This is a genomic window from Pseudomonas sp. lyk4-R2A-10, from assembly GCF_030209075.1.
GTDB lineage: Bacteria > Pseudomonadota > Gammaproteobacteria > Pseudomonadales > Pseudomonadaceae > Aquipseudomonas > Aquipseudomonas glycinae.
Genome location: NZ_JARVSR010000002.1, coordinates 504,499 through 522,742 on the forward strand (window position 1 = coordinate 504,499; position 18,244 = coordinate 522,742).

Annotated in this window: 15 protein-coding genes; 8 read left to right on the forward strand and 7 right to left on the reverse strand. The window is 61.9% G+C overall.

The window, feature by feature from the left end; all coding sequences use genetic code 11:
• The first annotated feature begins 106 nt into the window (after positions 1 to 106).
• From QRN46_RS04625 to QRN46_RS04650, 6 genes are all read left to right on the forward strand, one after another.
• Complete coding sequence (locus QRN46_RS04625; protein ID WP_221615950.1) at positions 107 to 1,183, forward strand: putative 2-aminoethylphosphonate ABC transporter ATP-binding protein; 1,077 nt, start codon at positions 107 to 109, stop codon at positions 1,181 to 1,183.
• Positions 1,183 to 2,907, forward strand: coding sequence for a putative 2-aminoethylphosphonate ABC transporter permease subunit (locus tag QRN46_RS04630; RefSeq protein ID WP_221615951.1), 1,725 nt, complete (start codon positions 1,183 to 1,185; stop codon positions 2,905 to 2,907). Before QRN46_RS04625 ends, QRN46_RS04630 begins: the two co-directional genes overlap by 1 nt.
• A gap of 47 nt (positions 2,908 to 2,954) precedes the next feature.
• Positions 2,955 to 3,980, forward strand: a complete 1,026-nt coding sequence (locus QRN46_RS04635; RefSeq protein ID WP_221615952.1) for a putative 2-aminoethylphosphonate ABC transporter substrate-binding protein — start codon at positions 2,955 to 2,957, stop codon at positions 3,978 to 3,980.
• Between the two features lie 144 nt (positions 3,981 to 4,124).
• Positions 4,125 to 5,258, forward strand: coding sequence for a TIGR03364 family FAD-dependent oxidoreductase (locus tag QRN46_RS04640; RefSeq protein ID WP_285354341.1), 1,134 nt, complete (start codon positions 4,125 to 4,127; stop codon positions 5,256 to 5,258).
• The gene (locus QRN46_RS04645) at positions 5,258 to 5,824 is read left to right on the forward strand and encodes a phosphonate degradation HD-domain oxygenase (RefSeq protein WP_236195675.1); all 567 of its coding nucleotides are present in this window, start codon (positions 5,258 to 5,260) and stop codon (positions 5,822 to 5,824) included. Before QRN46_RS04640 ends, QRN46_RS04645 begins: the two co-directional genes overlap by 1 nt.
• Positions 5,825 to 5,909: 85 nt before the next feature.
• Positions 5,910 to 6,335 carry a hypothetical protein gene (locus QRN46_RS04650; RefSeq protein ID WP_064380040.1) on the forward strand — a complete coding sequence of 142 codons (426 nt, stop codon included), beginning with the start codon at positions 5,910 to 5,912 and terminating at the stop codon, positions 6,333 to 6,335.
• On the opposite strand, the gene QRN46_RS04655 is transcribed toward QRN46_RS04650, so the two are convergent.
• Together QRN46_RS04655 and QRN46_RS04660 are read right to left on the reverse strand one after the other, a co-directional pair.
• On the reverse strand, positions 6,332 to 7,717 hold the full coding sequence (locus QRN46_RS04655) for a GTPase/DUF3482 domain-containing protein (RefSeq protein ID WP_011336410.1): 1,386 nt from the start codon (positions 7,715 to 7,717) through the stop codon (positions 6,332 to 6,334). The genes QRN46_RS04650 and QRN46_RS04655 overlap by 4 nt on opposite strands.
• Positions 7,710 to 9,083: a DUF2868 domain-containing protein gene (locus QRN46_RS04660; protein ID WP_285354342.1), complete on the reverse strand. Its 1,374-nt coding sequence runs from the start codon at positions 9,081 to 9,083 to the stop codon at positions 7,710 to 7,712. The genes QRN46_RS04655 and QRN46_RS04660 overlap by 8 nt, the downstream gene beginning before the upstream one ends.
• An 85-nt stretch (positions 9,084 to 9,168) precedes the next feature.
• Between QRN46_RS04660 and QRN46_RS04665 the strand changes: the two genes are divergently transcribed.
• Positions 9,169 to 9,681, forward strand: coding sequence for a dihydrofolate reductase (locus tag QRN46_RS04665; RefSeq protein ID WP_201816656.1), 513 nt, complete (start codon positions 9,169 to 9,171; stop codon positions 9,679 to 9,681).
• A gap of 40 nt (positions 9,682 to 9,721) precedes the next feature.
• Here the strand turns inward: QRN46_RS04665 and QRN46_RS04670 are convergent, their stop codons facing one another.
• Positions 9,722 to 11,113, reverse strand: coding sequence for an L-cystine transporter (locus tag QRN46_RS04670; RefSeq protein ID WP_285354343.1), 1,392 nt, complete (start codon positions 11,111 to 11,113; stop codon positions 9,722 to 9,724).
• A gap of 241 nt (positions 11,114 to 11,354) precedes the next feature.
• On the opposite strand from QRN46_RS04670, the gene QRN46_RS04675 reads away from it, so the two are divergent.
• Positions 11,355 to 12,416: an HAD family hydrolase gene (locus tag QRN46_RS04675; RefSeq protein WP_011336406.1), complete on the forward strand. Its 1,062-nt coding sequence runs from the start codon at positions 11,355 to 11,357 to the stop codon at positions 12,414 to 12,416.
• Positions 12,417 to 12,477: 61 nt separating this feature from the next.
• Here QRN46_RS04675 and ilvD read toward each other — a convergent pair whose 3' ends face one another.
• The 4 genes from ilvD to QRN46_RS04695 form a co-directional block, all read right to left on the reverse strand.
• A complete protein-coding gene (ilvD, locus tag QRN46_RS04680; RefSeq protein ID WP_011336405.1) occupies positions 12,478 to 14,319 on the reverse strand; it encodes a dihydroxy-acid dehydratase in 1,842 nt (613 codons plus the stop codon).
• Positions 14,320 to 14,574: 255 nt separating this feature from the next.
• On the reverse strand, positions 14,575 to 15,792 hold the full coding sequence (locus tag QRN46_RS04685) for a multidrug effflux MFS transporter (RefSeq protein WP_011336404.1): 1,218 nt from the start codon (positions 15,790 to 15,792) through the stop codon (positions 14,575 to 14,577).
• A complete protein-coding gene (locus QRN46_RS04690; protein ID WP_221615955.1) occupies positions 15,785 to 16,741 on the reverse strand; it encodes a diiron oxygenase in 957 nt (318 codons plus the stop codon). Before QRN46_RS04690 ends, QRN46_RS04685 begins: the two co-directional genes overlap by 8 nt.
• Positions 16,738 to 17,811: a SagB family peptide dehydrogenase gene (locus QRN46_RS04695; protein WP_285354344.1), complete on the reverse strand. Its 1,074-nt coding sequence runs from the start codon at positions 17,809 to 17,811 to the stop codon at positions 16,738 to 16,740. The genes QRN46_RS04690 and QRN46_RS04695 overlap by 4 nt, the downstream gene beginning before the upstream one ends.
• Positions 17,812 to 18,244: the final 433 nt, after the last annotated feature.

Consider the following 18,244-nt stretch of genomic DNA (forward strand, 5'->3'; position numbering starts at 1 on the left):
CAACCAAAATCCCTGAATACCACTATCGGTCGTTTTTGCCTCACTGCCATATGACCGACGCATTACAACTCTAGGATTCGTCTCATCTGCTTGATGAGGCCTGTCCATGAATCCTGCAATCGCAACTGCCCTGACCAACCCCGGCGCACCGATGAAAGTGCGCGGCGTGCAGAAGCGCTTCGGCGCCTTCACGGCGCTGGATAACGTCTCCCTCGATGTCGCGGCCGGTGAGCTGGTGTGCCTGCTCGGCCCATCGGGCTGTGGCAAGACAACATTGTTGCGTTGCATCGCCGGCCTGGAGAAACAGGACAGCGGCGAGTTGTACCTCGGCGAGCGCGACGTTTCCCACCTCGCGCCCCAGGCTCGTGACTACGGCATCCTGTTCCAGTCGTACGCGCTGTTCCCCAATCTGACCGTTGAAGCGAACATTGCCTACGGCCTCGCCGGCAGCGGTCGCGATGAAGTGCGCCGTCGCGTCGGTCAGATGCTGGAACTGGTCGGCCTCACCGGCAGTGAGAAAAAGTACCCGGGCCAATTGTCCGGCGGCCAGCAGCAACGGGTGGCACTGGCCCGCGCCCTGGCCCCCGCGCCGTCGCTGCTGTTGCTCGACGAACCGATGTCGGCCCTCGACGCCCGGGTCCGCGAGCATCTGTGCACCGAGCTGCGCCAACTGCAACGCAACCTCGGCATCACCACCCTGATGGTCACCCACAATCAGGACGAAGCCATGCTGATGGCCGACCGCATCGCCGTGATGAACAACGGCAAGGTCGAGCAGTACGCCACCCCGCAGGACATCTACAACCGCCCGGCCACTCCGTTCGTGGCCGAGTTTGTCGGCCAAGGCAACTGGCTGCCGTTCCAGCGCAGCAGCGACAGCCACGCCAAGGTCGGCGGGATGAACCTGCGCCTGGCCGACGGCAGCGTCCACAGTCCGTCGGGTCGACTGTTCTGCCGCCCGGAAGCGATCAACGTCAATCCGCTGGTACATGAGGAAAACCTGTTCCCGGCCAAAGTCCGCGAGATCACTTTCCTCGGCAACCGCTGCCGCATGAGCTTCGAGCTCGATCAATTGCCCGGCCACGCCTTGCTCGCCGAACTGGCACCGGAAGCCATGCCGCGCCTCGGCGCCCAGCAGATCATGGTCGCCTTACCGCCACGCTGCTTGCAGGTGTTTGCCTGATGAACAGCAACCTCGCACTGCCGCTACCGCACAAGCACGCGCGGCAGGTGTCCGGGGCCGAGGTCGGCGACCGGATCTTCGTCCTCGGCGGCAAACTCCTGCTGCTGGTGCTGCTCGGTGTGGCGGTGCTGTTGCCATTGCTGGCGATCTTCTGGCGCGGCTTCAGCAGCGAAGCCGGGCAGGGCGGTGGCTGGCTCGCCGCCAAGGAGTTGGTGACCAGCGACAATTTCCACTGGCTGCTCGGTAACAGCCTGAAAGTTTCCCTCAGCGTCGCGGCCATCGTCGTACCGCTGGCCTACCTGTTTGCCTACGCCTTGCAGCGCACGCTGATTCCCGGCAAAGGCCTCTGGCGCGGGATTTCGTTGCTGCCGCTGATGGCGCCGTCGATGTTGCCGGGGATCGCGTTGGTCTATCTGTTCGGCAATCAGGGGATGTTGCGCGGGCTGCTGTCGGACAACATCTACGGTTTCTGGGGGATTGTTCTGGGTGAGGTGATCTACACCTTCCCACACGCCTTGATGATTTTGCTGTCAGCCCTGTCGCTGGCGGACGCGCGATTGTTCGACGCTGCGTCGAGCATGGGCGCCAGTCCTGCGAAAGCCTTCCGCAGCATCACCTGGCCGGCGACCCGTCAGGCCGTGTTTGCCGCGTTCTGTCTGGTGTTCACCCTGACCATCACCGATTTCGGTGTGCCGGTGGTGGTCGGTGGCGACTATCAGGTGCTGGCGCTGGAAGCCTACAAAGCGGTGGTCGGCCAGCAGCAGTTCGGTCGCGGCGCGTTGATCGGCATGGTTCTGCTGCTGCCGGCGCTGTTCAGCTTCGGCGTCGATGCCTGGCTGCGCAGGCGTCACGGCGACGCCATGAGCGGCCGTGCCCAAGTTTTCAAACCGGCGCCATCTAGGAAGCGCGATGCCTTTTATCTCAGCGTGGTCCTGCTGATCAGCGCCGCGTTGCTGCTGGTGTTCGGCATGGCGGTGTTCTCGTCGCTGGTGAAGTTCTGGCCGTACAACCTGTCGCTGTCGCTCAACCACTATCAATTCAACGAGACCGCCGGCGGTGGTTGGCTGGCCTACGGCAACAGTTTGAAGATGGCGCTGGGCACGGCGTTGATCGGCAGCGTGCTGATCTTTACCGGCGCCTACCTGATGGAAAAGACCCGCAGCCAGCGCGGGCTGAATCTGACGCTGCGCATGCTCAGTTTCGTACCGATGGCGGTACCGGGGCTGGTGCTGGGTCTGGGTTATGTCTTCTTCTTCAACCTGACCGGCAACCCGCTGCACGTGCTGTACGGGACCATGACCCTGCTGATCGTCTGCACCATTGCTCACTATTTGACCACTGCGCAGATGACTGCCACCACCGCGCTGCGTCAGCTCGACGCCGAGTTCGAAGCCGCCGCGCTGTCGCTGAAAGCAACGCTGTACCGGCATTACCTGCGGGTCACCGTGCCGATTTGCCTGCCGGCGCTGCTGGACATCGTGCGCTATCTGTTCGTCTCGGCCATGACCACCGTGTCCGCCGCGATCTTCCTCTACAGCCCCGACACCATCCTCGCGGCGGTGGCGGTGCTGAACATGGATGACGCCGGCAACGTCGGCGGCGCGGCGGCGATGTCGACCCTGATTCTGTTCACCTCGGCGGGCGTGTCCTTGCTGCTGGCGTGGGCTTCGCGCGGCTTGCTGCGCCGTTCCCAGGCCTGGCGGCAAACGGCGCCCGGCCACTGATCCACGACTTATCCCTTCAGCCTCAACTCACCGACAGGAAAACGATCATGTTCAAGCCTATGGCTCTGGCCGCTGCTGTGCTCGCTGCTTTCAGCCTGAATGCCTTCGCGGCAAAAACCGAGTTGACGGTGTACACCGCCCTCGAAGCCGAGCAGTTGAAGTCCTACAAAGAGGCCTTCGAAAAGGCCAACCCGGACGTCGAGATCAAGTGGGTGCGCGACTCCACCGGGATCATCACCGCCAAACTGCTGGCCGAAAAGGATCGCCCGCAGGCTGACGCGGTGTGGGGCCTGGCGGCGTCGAGCCTGGCGATCCTCGATCAGCAAGGCATGCTGCAAAGCTATGCGCCGAAGGATCTGGGCAAGATCGGCGCGAACTACCGCGACGCCGCCAACCCGCCAGCCTGGGTCGGCATGGACGTCTGGGCCGCGACCATTTGCTTCAACACCGTCGAGGCCGAAAAGCAGGGCCTGACCAAACCGGTGAGCTGGCAGGACCTGACCAAGCCTGAGTACAAGGGCAAGATCGTGATGCCGAACCCGGCTTCGTCCGGCACCGGTTTCCTCGACGTCAGCGCCTGGCTGCAAACCTTCGGCGAGAAACAGGGCTGGGCCTACATGGACGGCCTGCACCAGAACATCGGCCAGTACGTTCACTCCGGTTCCAAGCCTTGCAAACTGGCGGCGGCGGGCGAATTCCCGATCGGCATTTCCTTCGAATACCCGGCCGTTCAGCTCAAGCGTCAGGGCGCGCCGCTGGACATCATCCTGCCGAAGGAAGGCCTGGGCTGGGAGATCGAAGCGACCGCCGTGATCAAAGGCACGCCGCATGAAGAAGCCGCGAAGAAACTGGCCGACTTCTCCGCCAGCGCCCCGGCGATGGACCTGTACAAGGAAAACTTTGCCGTCCTCGCCCAACCGGGCATCGCCAAGCCGCAGACCGAACTGCCGGCCGATTACGAGCAGCGCCTGATCAAGAACGACTTCGCCTGGGCTTCGAAGAACCGCGACGAGATCCTGAGCGAATGGCGCAAGCGCTATGACGGCAAGTCCGAGAAAGTCGCGGCCAAGTAAGTTCTTCATCGACTGACAGGGCCCCATCGCTGGCAAGCCAGCTCCCACAGGTTTGGCTGCGTTCACACAATGTGTGTTCCGCACCGGGCAATGTGGGAGCTGGCTTGCCAGCGATGGCGGTCTCGCACTTCAGAGCACCTCTCAATGGCACAACACAAAGACTTGCTGATCGTCGGCGCCGGCATCCTGGGCCTGTCCCACGCTTATGCCGCCGCCCGGCGCGGTCTCAAGGTCACGGTTTTCGAGCGCACCGCCACGCCACTCGGCGCTTCGGTGCGCAACTTCGGCCAGGCGCTGGTCACCGGTCAGCCACCGGGTCCGATGCTCGAACTGGCCAAGGCCAGCCGCGACATCTGGGGCCAGTGGGCGCAGCTCGCCGGCCTGCAACTCAAGCGCAACGGCTCGTACCTGTTCGCCCGCACCGAAGCCGAAGAGCTTCTGCTCGAAGCCTTCTGCGCCGGGCGCGCCGTCGAGCACGACTATCGCGTCGAGCTGCTGCGCGGTGCCGCGTTGCGCGATTTGTACGGCGGTCAGTTCAGCCATCACCGCGCCGCGCTGCATGGCATGGACGATCAGCAGCTGTATTCCCGGGAAGCGATTCCGGCGCTGATCGAATACCTGCGTCGCGAACTCAAGGTCGAGTTTCACTTCTCGACGCTGGTGCGCGACGTCGAACCGGGGCGCCTGCACAGTACCGCCGGGATCTTCTCCGCCGAACAGATCATCGTCTGCTCCGGCCACGACTATCAGACCTTGCTGGCCGAGCCGATCGCCGCCCTCGACCCGCAAATCTGCCGCCTGCAAATGCTCCGCGCCCGGCCGCAGATCGACCTGAACTTGCAACACGCCTTGCTCACCGGCCTCAGCTGCGTGCACTACGGCGCCTTCGCTGACCTGCCGGAAGCCGCGGAAGTGCAGGCGCAAATTCTGCGCGAACAACCGCACCTGCAGGCAAACGGCATTCACCTGCTGATCAGCCCGACACCTTATGGCGAGCTGATCATCGGCGATTCGCACCATTACGGCAGCGATCCATCACCGTTCAACGCCGAGCAGGTCGACAACTGGATGCTCGAACTGGCCGAGCAGACCCTCGGCTGCAAGGTGCAAGTGGTCGAGCGCTGGCAGGGTGTCTATGGTTCCCGTGGTCCGGGGCCGTTTTCATTCCTGCGTCCGGCGCCGGGGCTGAGTGTGGCGCTGATGCACAGCGGCGTCGGCATGAGCGTTGGCCCGGCCATGGCCGAGGGCAATGTTGCACAGCTTTTTGGAGAGCGCTGATGTTGATTCACGAGCAAGTCATCGATCGGGTGTTCGGCCTCTATGAGCGCTTCGGCGCCAGCGACTACATCGGCGAACCGGTGTCGCAGATCGAGCACATGTCCCAGGCAGCGCAACTGGCCATTGCCGAAGGCTTTGACGACGAAGTGGTGCTCGCTGCGTTCTTCCACGACATCGGCCATTTGTGTGCCGAAGGCGCGGAGAATATGGGCGGTTACGGCGTGGTCAGCCACGAACGCCTCGGCGCGGATTACTTGCGTGAGGCCGGCTTCAGCGAACGCATGGCGCGGCTGGTGGAATATCACGTCCAGGCCAAGCGCTATCTGACGCTCAGGGATCCGAGCTATTACCACCGCTTGAGCGAAGCCAGCCGCCGCACCCTGGAATATCAGGGCGGAGTGATGACCGAGGCTGAAGCCGATGCGTTCGAGCGCGATCCGTTGTGCGCCGTCAGCCTGCGGATGCGCCAGTGGGATGAGCTGGCGAAGGAGATGGCTGTGCCGGTGATGGATCTTGCGTTGTTGAAGGGCAAGGCTTTTACCGTGCTGTCCCGCGAGGCGCGCTGAACCTTCTTACGCCAAACCGGGAAACGGTGCATGGCGCGTGTTGCCCCTTCGGCCCAGACTGGTTTTTTGCCGAAGGAGCGCACGGATGCGTTTTATGAAAGTGATTGCCCGGGATCGGTCCGGCAGCGGCGCAGGGGACACTGTCCAGTTGCGCTTTCATCACACCGAACAGGATTGGCGCGAAGCCTCTGCCCGTGAAGTCGCGCAACTGCGCAGCTTCACCCGAACCTATCTGAAATGCGCCTGGTTCAACGCGGCCGACGAGGACACGCGACATCTGCGGATCTTCGCTCTGAACCCCGGCAGCGATGGAACGCCGGAATCAGTGAGGCTGCACTTTCACCAGGGCGAAACCATCGCTTACAAAGCCGCCGTCCACGACCTGGATAACGATGGCCGCTTCGAAGTTGTCCTGTGTTCGGATGTCGACAACGACGGGCGCGCCAATCGCACCGATCGCAGCCGGGTGACGGCGCTGGTCAAACAGTTCCTCAAGCTCGGCTGGTTCTAGAGTTCGAGGACCTTGCCGACCAGTTCATCGATCTGTTCCTGACGCTGGGCCTGATTCAGTTTCGGATGCGGGTTGAGCGACGACCATTGCGGGTGGGCCCGGGCAATGTTCAGCGCCTCCGGCAGCTTGCCTTCGCGCCAGGTCTTGTCCTGCGGCGTTGCCACCTGAATGCTGTCCAGCGCCGCATGGCCTCGGGCGTTCAGCGCTTGCAGCAGTTGCCGCTGACGCAGGGCCAGCAGGCGCAACACGTTGTCGTCGACCGTCAGCTCTCGCTGCCCTTTGATCTTGCCGAGCAGGCGGTTGCCGTAGCTGCGGGCAGTTTGCAGGGCGCCGCCGGCAATGGCACCGGCCAGGGCGGCGGCACCCAGGGTGATGCCGCCGACCAGCAAATCCACACCCGCACCGGCTGCGGCTCCGGCGGCAATCCCGCCGCCGACCCGCACGCCGAGTTGCTTGAGGGTTTCCGGGTTGAACAGATCGTCGCCCCAGCGTCCGTCGAGCAGCGGCAGGTCGCTGGCGGCGGCGTCCTGCGGGCGGAAGGCGTAGAGCTTGAGCAGCGCCTCGACGCAGCGTTGTTCGCGCTGGCGCACGGCTTTGCGCAGTTCGCTGATGGCCTGTTGTTCCTGTTCGGCGTTGCTCGCCACACTGCGTCGGCACGCGGCGCAGTCGATCAACAGTTCGGCGATCAAGCGTGCGGCGCTTTGCTCGCGGGCCAGGCGTTGGGCCTGTTGATCGGCGATCAGGCGTTCAAGTTGTGGGCGGGCGTTCTCCAGCAACAGAGCGAGGCTTTCATACAACCGACGCTCACCATCCTCCGGCGGGGCGACGCTGTCGAAACGCACCAGCGCGTGCAGGCCGAGGCGCGCCAGGGCTTCACGCCAGTCCGGTTCGCGATGGTTGGCGCTGCTGACGAAATTCAGCACCGGCAGCAGCGGCTTGCCGCAACTGGCCAGCACTTCCAGTTCGTCGCGGTACTTGGCCAGCACCGGTTCGCGGGCGTCAATCACGTACAGGCCGGCATCGGAATCGAGCAGTTGCCGCAGGACTTTGGCTTCCTGTTCGAAGCGCTGGCGCGCTTCGCTGCCGTCGAGAAACCGCGCCAGCCGTGCCGGGCCGTCGAGGCGTTCGCCGGGACGTTCCAGACGCTCGAGAAAATCCAGCAGGGCGATGGCGTCCTCCAGACCGGGCGTGTCGTAGAGGTCGAGCAACGGTTCGCCATCCACTGACAACCGTGCACCTTCGACATGCCGCGTGGTGCTCGGGCGATGGGAGACTTCGCCGAATCCGACGTCGCGGGTCAGGGTGCGCAGCAGCGAAGTCTTGCCGACGTTGGTGTGGCCGACCACCGCCAGTTTCAGCGGCGCTTTCCAGGCATCAGTCATGTCCGTGCTCCAGCCAGTTCAACGGGGCGCAATCGGCGAACGGCAGTTCCAGTTGTTGCAACGCCACGTGCCAGTCACCGAGGCGTTCGGCGTCCAGCGCTTGTCCTTGCGGCGCCTGCAACAACCAGACACGGGTCGCAGTGGCATTGCGCGCCAGCTCGGCAATCAGCGCCAGGCTGCCGCGATCCGGCGAACGCCGTGGGTCGCAGGCGATCGCGAGGCGCGCCGGCGGAAAACGGCTGAGCTGTTCGAGCAGTTTGTTGCGCGATTCGCGACTGTCGAGGATGCCAGCGTTGCTGACGTTTTTCGGCAGCGTCGGCGGCCATGAGTGTTGGTCGTCGAGTTCGATTGCCACGAGCAGCGCGCCGTCGCTGGCGTGTTCGCCCACGGTGCTTTCGACGCGGTGCAATTGCGCAGGCTCCGGGTCGGTGATGCCGAGGCGTTCGCTGGTCGGCATCAGGCGTTCGCGCAGTTGGGCGTAGCCGGGGAGGTTCAGGTCCAGCCGCAACGCCGCTTTGCCGCTGTTCCAGCGCCAGAAACAAAACAGCGCCAACAGCAGGCGCGGCAGTACGCCGTACACCACCAGCACGCCGACCAGCCAGGTCGCCCAGGTCTGACGGGCGCTTTCGATGTTCAGCGCGGTGTCGCCGCTGGCGCGGATCATGTCCACGGTCGGCACGTTGAAGCCCAGCAGCGCCGGCAATGCGCCGAGGGCCTGGGTCATGTTGATGAACGTGTCGGCGCTGAGAATCGTGGTTTCCCAGACGAAGCCGTAGCGCCGGGTCGCCATCAGCGTCAGCAGCAAAACCAGCGCGCTGAACATCGCCAGTAGCCACAGGCCGTTGACCAGCGTGCCGAGCGCCCAGCGATTGAGCTTCTTGCGTTGCAACATCAACAGCAGGGCCGGCGCCAGTTGGGCAGCCTTGGCATCCCGGGCGAGTTTTTCACTGAGCCACAGCCACAAGCGGCCAAGGGTGGCGCCGTGTTCGCCAGTGAAGATCAGCCCCAGCGACCAGCTCAGCAGCAGAATCAGATTCAACCCCAGCAGACTGCCCAGGGCCCAGAACACATTGACCGGCGTCTGGCCCAGTGCGGCGAAGGCCAGCCCTGCGCCGCTCAATACGGCGAAGATCGCCAGCAGCACCAGCGCCAGGCGCGCGCCTTGCAGCCAGTGCTTGAGCGCAGAGGTCAGGCCATCGCGCTCGGCCAGCCACAGGGCGCGGCGTTGAATGCGTCCCGGCAGGTCGCCGCCGGCCGCGCGGGCCAGGCGATTGGCTTCCAGATCGTCCAGCGGGCCTGCGTGTTCTTCGCGCAGGCGCACGGTTTCGGTGAGCCAGAGGTTTTGCAGTGAAGTCAGTTCAGTCACGCGGCATCCCGTTGCTTGATTGAGCCGTGAGCATAACCGCTGTGGCGCTTATCGGGGTAAGGGCGGCTCTGGTATCCTCGCCGGCATGACTAAATCACTCCCCCTCAGCCTGATTGCAGCCCTCGGTGAAAACCGTGTGATCGGCATCGACAACAGCATGCCCTGGCACCTGCCGGGGGACTTCAAATACTTCAAGGCCACGACGCTCGGCAAGCCGATCATCATGGGCCGCAAGACCTGGGATTCGCTGGGTCGTCCGCTACCGGGCCGCTTGAACATCGTGGTCAGCCGCCAGACCGATCTGGTGCTGGAAGGCGCGGAAGTCTATCCGTCGCTGGAAGCGGCCGTGGTTCGCGCCGAAGCGTGGGCGAAAGAGCAGGGCGTCGATGAGTTGATGCTGATTGGCGGGGCGCAGTTGTATGCGCAGGGGCTGGCGCAGGCGGATCGTCTGTATCTGACCCGTGTGGCACTGAGCCCGGAAGGCGATGCGTGGTTTCCGGAGTTCGATCTGAACCAGTGGAAGCTGGTGTCGAACGTGCCGAATCCGGCTGAAGGCGACAAACCGGCTTACAACTTCGAAGTCTGGGAAAAAGCCTGAATCTGTGGCGAGGGAGCACGCTCCCTCGCCACAACGTCAATCAAGCCTGAGCCAGTTCCGCATGCTCATCGGCATCCAGCAGTGCCTTGTCGGTCTGCTGCATCGCCTGGCTGGTAATCGCGCCAGCGGTGATCGAACCGCTCACGTTCAGCGCTGTGCGACCCATGTCGATCAGCGGCTCTACCGAAATCAGCAACGCCACCAGCGAAACCGGCAAGCCCATGGCCGGCAGCACGATCAGCGCGGCGAAGGTCGCACCGCCACCCACGCCCGCCACACCGGCCGAACTCAGGGTCACGATCGCCACCAGCGTCGCGATCCACAGCGGATCCAGCGGGTTGATGCCGACGGTTGGCGCAACCATCACCGCCAACATCGCCGGGTACAGACCGGCGCAGCCGTTCTGGCCGATGGTCGCGCCGAACGAAGCAGCGAAGCTTGCCACCGATTGCGGAATGCCCAGACGACGGGTCTGCGCTTCGATACTCAGCGGGATGCTCGCGGCGCTGGAGCGGCTGGTGAACGCAAATGTCAGCACCGGCCAGATCTTGCGGAAGAAACGCAGCGGGTTGATCCCGGCCGCCGACACCAGCAAGCCGTGCACCACAAACATCAGGCCCAGGCCGAGGTACGACACCACTACGAAACTGCCGAGCTTGATGATGTCCTGCAGGTTGGAACCGGCCACCACTTTGGTCATCAGCGCCAGCACGCCGTACGGGGTCAGCTTCATCACAAGACGCACCAGACGCATCACCCAGGCTTGCAGGGTGTCGATGGCGTTGATCACTTTCTGACCTTTCTCGACGTCATCCTTGAGCAGTTGCAGCGCGGCAACCCCCAGGAACGCAGCGAAAATCACCACGCTGATGATCGAGGTCGGCTTGGCCCGGGCCAGGTCGGCGAACGGGTTCTGCGGGATGAACGACAGCAGCAGTTGCGGCACATTCAGGTCGGCGACCTTGCCCGCGTAGTCGGTCTGAATGGTTTGCAGACGGGCCATTTCCTGCGTGCCGGCAACCAGGCCTTCGGCGGTCAGGCCGAACAGGTTGGTCAGGCCGATGCCGATCAGCGCGGCAATCGCGGTGGTGAACAGCAGCGTGCCGATGGTCAGGAAGCTGATCTTGCCCAGCGACGAAGCGTTGTGCAGACGGGCCACGGCGCTGAGGATCGAGGCGAATACCAGCGGGATCACGATCATTTGCAGCAGTTGCACGTAACCATTGCCGACCAGATCGAACCAGCCGATCGAGGCTTTCAGTACCGGGTTGCCGGCACCGTAGATCGTGTGCAACACGATGCCGAATGCCACGCCCAGCACCAGCGAGAGCAGGACTTTTTTCGCCAGGCTCCACGAGGTGTGACGGGTTTGCGCCAGACCGAAGAGCAGGGCGAGGAACACCAGCAAGTTGAGAATCAGGGGCAGATTCATGAGAACTCCAGAAAAGACTGTGCCAACAACCTTCCGGGGCTGTTGCGAACCGGCAAGCCTAACAGTTTGATTTCCAATGATTTAATACCGAAATCGAAGGTGATCCGTCGTTTTTGGAATAAGCGGGTGTCGCTCTCGGGGATGCAACTGGCGCGAAACGGACGTGGACGGTCGCTGACAGACGAGGACTGTCACACATATTTGTTAGCGTCGATTTCTTTGACCCAGGGAGAAAGCGCCAATGAAGTTCACACCGAAATTTCTGGCTGTCGCACTGACTGTGGGGATGGGCCTGGCCACTCAGGCATTCGCCACCGACCTGAAACACTGGCCGGCCGATCAGGCCAAGGCGCTGGACGCGATGATCGCCGCCAACGCCAACAAGGGTAACTACGCGGTGTTCGACATGGACAACACCAGTTACCGCTACGACCTCGAAGAGTCGTTGCTGCCGTTCATGGAAAACAAGGGCCTGATCACCCGTGACAAGCTCGACCCCTCCCTGAAACTGATGCCGTTCAAGGACACCGCCGACCACAAGGAAAGCCTGTTCAGCTACTACTACCGCCTCTGCGAAGTCGACGACATGGTCTGCTATCCATGGGTCGCGCAGGTGTTTTCCGGCTTCACCCTCAAGGAACTCAAGGGCTACGTCGATGAGCTGATGGCCTCGGGCAAACCGGTGCCGGCGACCTATTACGAAGGTGATGTGGTCAAGAACCTGGATGTGAATCCGCCGAAGATCTTCACTGGCCAGAAAGAGCTGTACAACAAGCTGATGGAGAACGGCATCGAGGTCTACGTGATGACCGCCGCCTCCGAAGAACTGGTGCGGATGGTCGCGGCGGATCCGAAGTACGGCTACAACGTCAAACCGCAGAACGTGATCGGCGTGACCACCTTGCTGAAGAACCGCGAAACCGGCGAGCTGACCACCGCGCGCAAGCAGATTACCGCCGGCAAATATGACGAGAAAGCCAACCTCGGCCTCGAACTGACCCCGTACCTGTGGACCCCGGCGACCTGGATGGCCGGCAAGCACGCGGCGATCCTGACCTACATCGACGAGTGGAAAAAACCGGTACTGGTGGGTGGCGACACGCCGACCAGCGACGGCTACATGCTGTTCCACGATGTGGACGTGGCCAAGGGTGGCATTCACTTGTGGGTCAACCGCAAGGACAAGTACATGACCCAGATTCAGGGCATGATGGCCAAGCACGCGGCGGCCCAGGCGAAAGAAGGTTTGCCGGTGACGGCGGACAAGAACTGGGTGATCGTCAAACCGGAAGAAATTCAGTAAACCTGAAGGCAAAAAAATGCCCCGCACTTGGCGGGGCATTTTTGTTTCTGCGATTTGACGCTTACAGCCCGTCGAGCATCGCCTTGTTACGCACAGCACCCTTGTCGGCGCTGGTCGCCAGCAGGGCGTAGGCCTTGAGGGCGGTGGTCACTTTGCGTGGACGCTGTTCGACCGGTTTCCAGCCTTTCTTGTCCTGCTCGACCCGGCGTGCCGCCAGTTCTTCGTCGCTGATCAGCAGGTTGATCGAACGGTTCGGAATGTCGATCAGCACCTTGTCGCCGTCCTGTACCAGGCCGATCGCGCCGCCGGCCGCAGCCTCTGGCGAAGCGTGGCCGATGGACAAGCCGGACGTACCGCCGGAGAAACGACCGTCGGTCAGCAGGGCGCAGGCTTTGCCCAGGCCTTTGGATTTCAGGTACGAGGTCGGATAGAGCATTTCCTGCATGCCCGGGCCGCCTTTCGGGCCTTCGTAGCGAATGATGACGATGTCGCCTTCCTTTACTTCGTCGGCGAGGATGCCGCGTACGGCGCTGTCCTGGCTTTCGAAGATCTTCGCGTTGCCTTCGAACACGTGGATCGACTCGTCGACACCGGCGGTTTTCACCACGCAGCCGTCCAGGGCGATGTTGCCGTACAGCACGGCCAGGCCGCCTTCTTTCGAATAAGCGTGTTCAAAGCTGCGGATGCAGCCGTTTTCACGGTCGTCGTCCAGGGTTTCCCAGCGGGTCGACTGGCTGAACGCGGTCTGCGTCGGAATGCCGGCCGGGCCGGCCTTGAAGAAATGATGCACGGCTTCATCGTCGGTCTGGGTGATGTCCCATTTGGCGATGGCTTCTTCCATGCTGCGACTGTGCACGGTCGGCAGGTCGGTGTGCAGCAGGCCGCCACGGGCCAGCGAACCGAGAATGCTGAAGATGCCGCCGGCGCGGTGCACGTCTTCCATGTGGTACTTCTGGATGTTCGGCGCGACCTTGCACAGTTGCGGCACCTTGCGCGACAGACGATCAATGTCACGCAGGTCGAAGTCGATCTCTGCTTCCTGGGCTGCGGCCAGCAAGTGCAGGATGGTGTTGGTCGAACCGCCCATGGCGATGTCGAGCATCATCGCGTTCTCGAACGCCTTGAAGTTGGCGATGTTGCGCGGCAGTACCGACTCGTCGTTCTCGCCGTAGTAGCGTTTGCACAGCTCGACGATGGTACGGCCGGCCTGCAGGAACAGCTGTTCGCGGTCGCTGTGGGTGGCCAGGGTCGAACCGTTGCCCGGCAATGCAAGGCCCAGGGCCTCGGTCAGGCAGTTCATCGAGTTGGCGGTGAACATGCCGGAGCACGAACCGCAGGTCGGGCAGGCGCTGCGCTCGTACTCGGCAACCTTCTCGTCAGAAGCGCTGGAGTCGGCGGCGATGACCATGGCGTCGACGAGGTCGAGACCGTGGCTGGCCAGTTTGGTCTTGCCGGCTTCCATCGGACCGCCGGAGACGAAGATCACCGGGATGTTCAGGCGCAGCGCGGCCATCAGCATGCCGGGGGTGATCTTGTCGCAGTTCGAGATGCAGACGATGGCGTCGGCGCAGTGGGCGTTGACCATGTACTCGACGGAGTCGGCGATGATCTCGCGGCTCGGCAGCGAATAGAGCATGCCGTCGTGGCCCATGGCGATGCCGTCATCCACGGCGATGGTGTTGAATTCTTTTGCAACGCCGCCAGCGCGTTCGATCTCACGGGCAACCAGCTGGCCGAGGTCCTTCAGGTGGACGTGGCCCGGGACGAACTGGGTGAAGGAGTTGGCAATGGCGATGATCGGCTTCTTGAAGTCGTCATCTTTCATCCCGGTGGCGCGCCACAGTGCGCGGGCGCCGGCCATGTTGCGGCCGTGGGTGGATGTTTTCGAGCGGTAATCTGGCATGGAGCACTCCGGGCGGCTAATCAGGTATCAAAGGGGAGTGAGCTTCTATTGACGTCTGGAACACTCAGAAATGGCCGTGTGTCCTGATGTTGCCGATGACGTTGCGGGATCGCCGCTGGTCTCAGCCTGAGCTCATAAACCCGCCGGGGATGAATGGCGATGAATCTCGCGATTCTACACCGCTGGCGTCAGGAGGGAATGGCGCAAAGCGTTGTTCCAGTGCTGACGAAGCGTGCGGGATGACGACCGGCAGGATTAATCGCTGTCCGGTTGCCCCTCGAGATCGTTGCGCCGGCTGATCCGCGCGTTCATTGCCAGTGCCACCCCGCTGAGTATCACGAAGCTGTAGCCCAGCGTGGATTGCAGATTGGTCGGGCTCAGGCTGATCAAGGCACTGATCAAGCCGCCGCAGATGAAAATGATCGTGCTGCCGGCCGAGGCCGAGGTGCCGGCGTTTTCCGGAAACAGACTCATGGCCCGGGACGTGGCCGCCGGCCGGGCAATGGTGGTGCCGGCGGTGCAGATCAGCATCGGGATCAGCACGGTCGCCGGAGCCAGTGCAAAGTTCGACGCCAGGTACAGCATGGCCACGCCGGCGAACAGGATCAGGCTCAGGCCGACGACCATCTGCTGGCCGCTGTTGATACGCCTGCTCAGCACGCTGGCGAGGATGCCCCCGGTGACGTAAGCCGCACCGTAGATCAGCAGGATCAACGAAAATTCGTAAGCGGTCAGTTGCAGCCGATCCATGAAGATCAGCGGCGAGATCACGATGAATGAAAAGTGGCAGGCGAATGCAAACGCTGAAATCAGCCAGTAACCGACGAAGTCGAAATCTCCCAGAACCCGTCGATAGGCCGTGAGGAAGTTCGTACGTGTGCCGCTGGCGCTCGGTCGGGAGTTCTCCAGAAACATCCAGGCCTTGAGCAGCACTGCGGCTGATAATGCGATGAATACCCAGAAACTGCCGCGCCAGCCCAATGTCGCCTGAAGAAAGGTGCCAGCCAGCGGCGATACCGAGATGAAAATCCCGCCGGCGGTCACCATCAGGATCCTCAGGCGATCACGTTGCTCGCCTTCAAACAGGTCCTGCACCAGCGCCTGTGACAGCACGAAGCAACCGCACCCCAGCGCCTGCACCACCCGAAAAATCAGAAACAGCGAATAGTCCGAGGTCATCACGCACCCGAGGGCACCGAGTATGGAAACGCTCATGCCGGCGAGCAGCAGTCCCTTGCGTCCGATCACATCCGACAGCGGCCCGATCAGCAACTGGGCGAAGGCAATCCCGACCGCAAACAGGCTGACCGACAGGGCGATGTCCGCCGGGGTGCGGCGAAAGTGTTCGGCCAGGGCCGGGAACGAAGGCAGCAGGACATCCAAGGGAAAGACACCGAGCAACACCATTGCCAGCAACAGACTGACAGCCCCGCGCCGCTGTCGTCGGGTCACCACAGATTGTCCGTCATCCATCGATCAGTCCTGCCCTGGCAAATAGTGTCTGGTTTTGAGGTTCGGTAAAAAATCCGGCTTTTTTCAATGCGCTCAATGTGGCGAGGCTGCCGGCCCGTGCCCGCTGCCGACGGGCTTGCGCCGTTGTCATCGTGCCGAGAATCTCCCTCACCGTCGTGTTTGCAATACCCGCGCCGCGGAGGCTTTCCTGGAGCCAGTGCTCATCCACGTCGAAGAAGATTTCCAGAATGTCGAGCAAGGTCGTCGCGGTAAACGTTCGCTGTCGCGGGTTCAGGTGCAACCAGAGGTAGTGGAACACTTCGGTGAAATAGCGGCTGTGGCGCGCCTCGTCTGTGAGGTGATCGCGCAACATGTCGTTGACGCCGGAGACGAGACTGTCGCGGCAGACATCCAGCAGTTCACGGGCAATGATGGTTTCCGAAACGAAACCCAGAAGAAAGCACGCCAGCGGACGTTGCTCCTGCCCGGTGCGTGCGATCAGCAGGTTCATCCGGGTGATCCGTCTGGGCATGACCGGGCGCCCGGCGATGGCGTAGAGGCTGGCGATCTGCTCCGCCACCTGACTGGAAAACAGCGCGTGATAGCCCTCGTCGGTGTACAGCTGGAGTGCGGCGGTTTTCATCGACGCCGGCACCGCGACCGGCAGTTCCCCGTGGACGATGGTTTCGACCGCGCGATTGACGATCCGGTGTTCAAGCAACGTGGTGTAGTCGAGAAAATGCACCAGATGCCCGGCAGTAAGCCGATGCAGCATCGATCGGCCCGCTGCTTCAATGGCCGGGTGGGCCAGATAGGGCAGGAACGTTGGCGGAAACCAGTACCGGGTCTCCAGTTGTTCCTGGACGTTGTCCGGCAACCGGTATTCGTGAGGGCTGGTGCGGACCGTGGCGCGGGTGTTCCAGTCACTCAGGGTGAACTGAAAGACCGGTTCCGGGGCGAGGGTGCTCATGGGTGTGTCTCATGCAGCAGGTCGCGCATTTCCTGACACATCGCCTGACCGTCGCTTTCCCCGCAGCCGACGAAGAACAAGGGTTGTTCCGCATTGTTATCGAGCTTCAGCAACGTTTCGACCTGATCATCGGAAAACGCACCCGTCAGCCAGGTGTTCATGCCCAGCGCTGTAGCCACCAGTTGAAACGTCTGCGAAAGGTGCCCGGCTTCGACGAACGCCATTCGATAGGCGCGCGAGTGCGGGTATTTCCACCAGAGCCGGTCGAAGCGGGCGGTGATGAACAGCCCCAATGGCAGGTTATTGATGAAATGCTGGCCCCCCAGCAGATTGCCAGGTGCAGTGTCGGGCAAAGGGTTGATGAAGCTCAGGGCGTGTTCGGCGGGGTGGTAGACATAAACCCCAGGCGTCAATCCGTCGACGTTCTGTACAAACACGAACCCGGCGCAGGCATTGAGCCCGCCCCCGGAAGGGCTGCTGCGCCGCGCGCCAAGTCCGTCGGCGATGCTGTCGTCGAAATCGGCTTCGCGTTCTCGCAGGTAGCCGAGGGACAGGTAAAGCAAGGTGCCGACATCGTCCAGCGACACGGCGGCACCGATGAAGGATCGGCAGGTCTTTCGCCGGATCAGTGCACTCGACAGGCTGTCGTCCTTCAGTGCCAGCGGTTTGGGCAGGGCGATGAGTGGGTTCGGACAGGTATCCGCAGGGATGTCGGCCGACGGTGGAGTGGCAAGCACTGTGTTGCAGTGCTCGAGGTATTGCCTGCACCATTCCTGAATGTTTCGGGGCGTGTGTTCGCACGGAATATTCCGAGTCCCGATATGGTAGATCCTGGACAGTTCATCCCAGCCCCAGACAGGTGTCGGAATTTTTGAAGAAGTCAGTATTCCGGCATTTAATAACTGTGTGTCTATTATGTTGCTGTTGTCATATAGGTCAGGGTCGTGGACAAGTTGCGCCAGTCGGGATGCATATTCAAGATCAAGTTCATGTTGAGTATGGTCTTTGTAATTCCAGACTATCTGGCCGGGCGTTCGTGGCAGTATGAATAAATAAGGGTTTATATGCATGTTGGGGCACGCTGCTCTGGATAGGTGCTTTGTCAGAGGCGCTGGGTAGCCGGCTATACCCAGCGCCCACCTTACTTAACGGGCTTTAGGTGCGACCAGAAAAGCCAGGTTTGCAAGGGTGCGGGATTCCAGAGTAATTGCTTTCATGATTGAACTCCTTGTTCATTGTTGCTTCGTGGTTAGTGGGTGTCACCTCCGTGGTGACGACTTAATAATAGTTTGTAATGGATTAATCGCAAGCAAATATTAAGTAGGAATTGTCCAGTAATTTTGTCGGAGTGATCTTTGGTGGGAATTGAGTTTGTAAGTTGAATTTCAGTAAATAAAGTATTCGCGGAAATATCCTGCACGTCTGCAGGACGATAAATGTAGGAAAGCAAAGTTCAGGACAAAAAGAAGGGGAGCCGTGGGCTCCCCTTTCGATAGCTTCAAC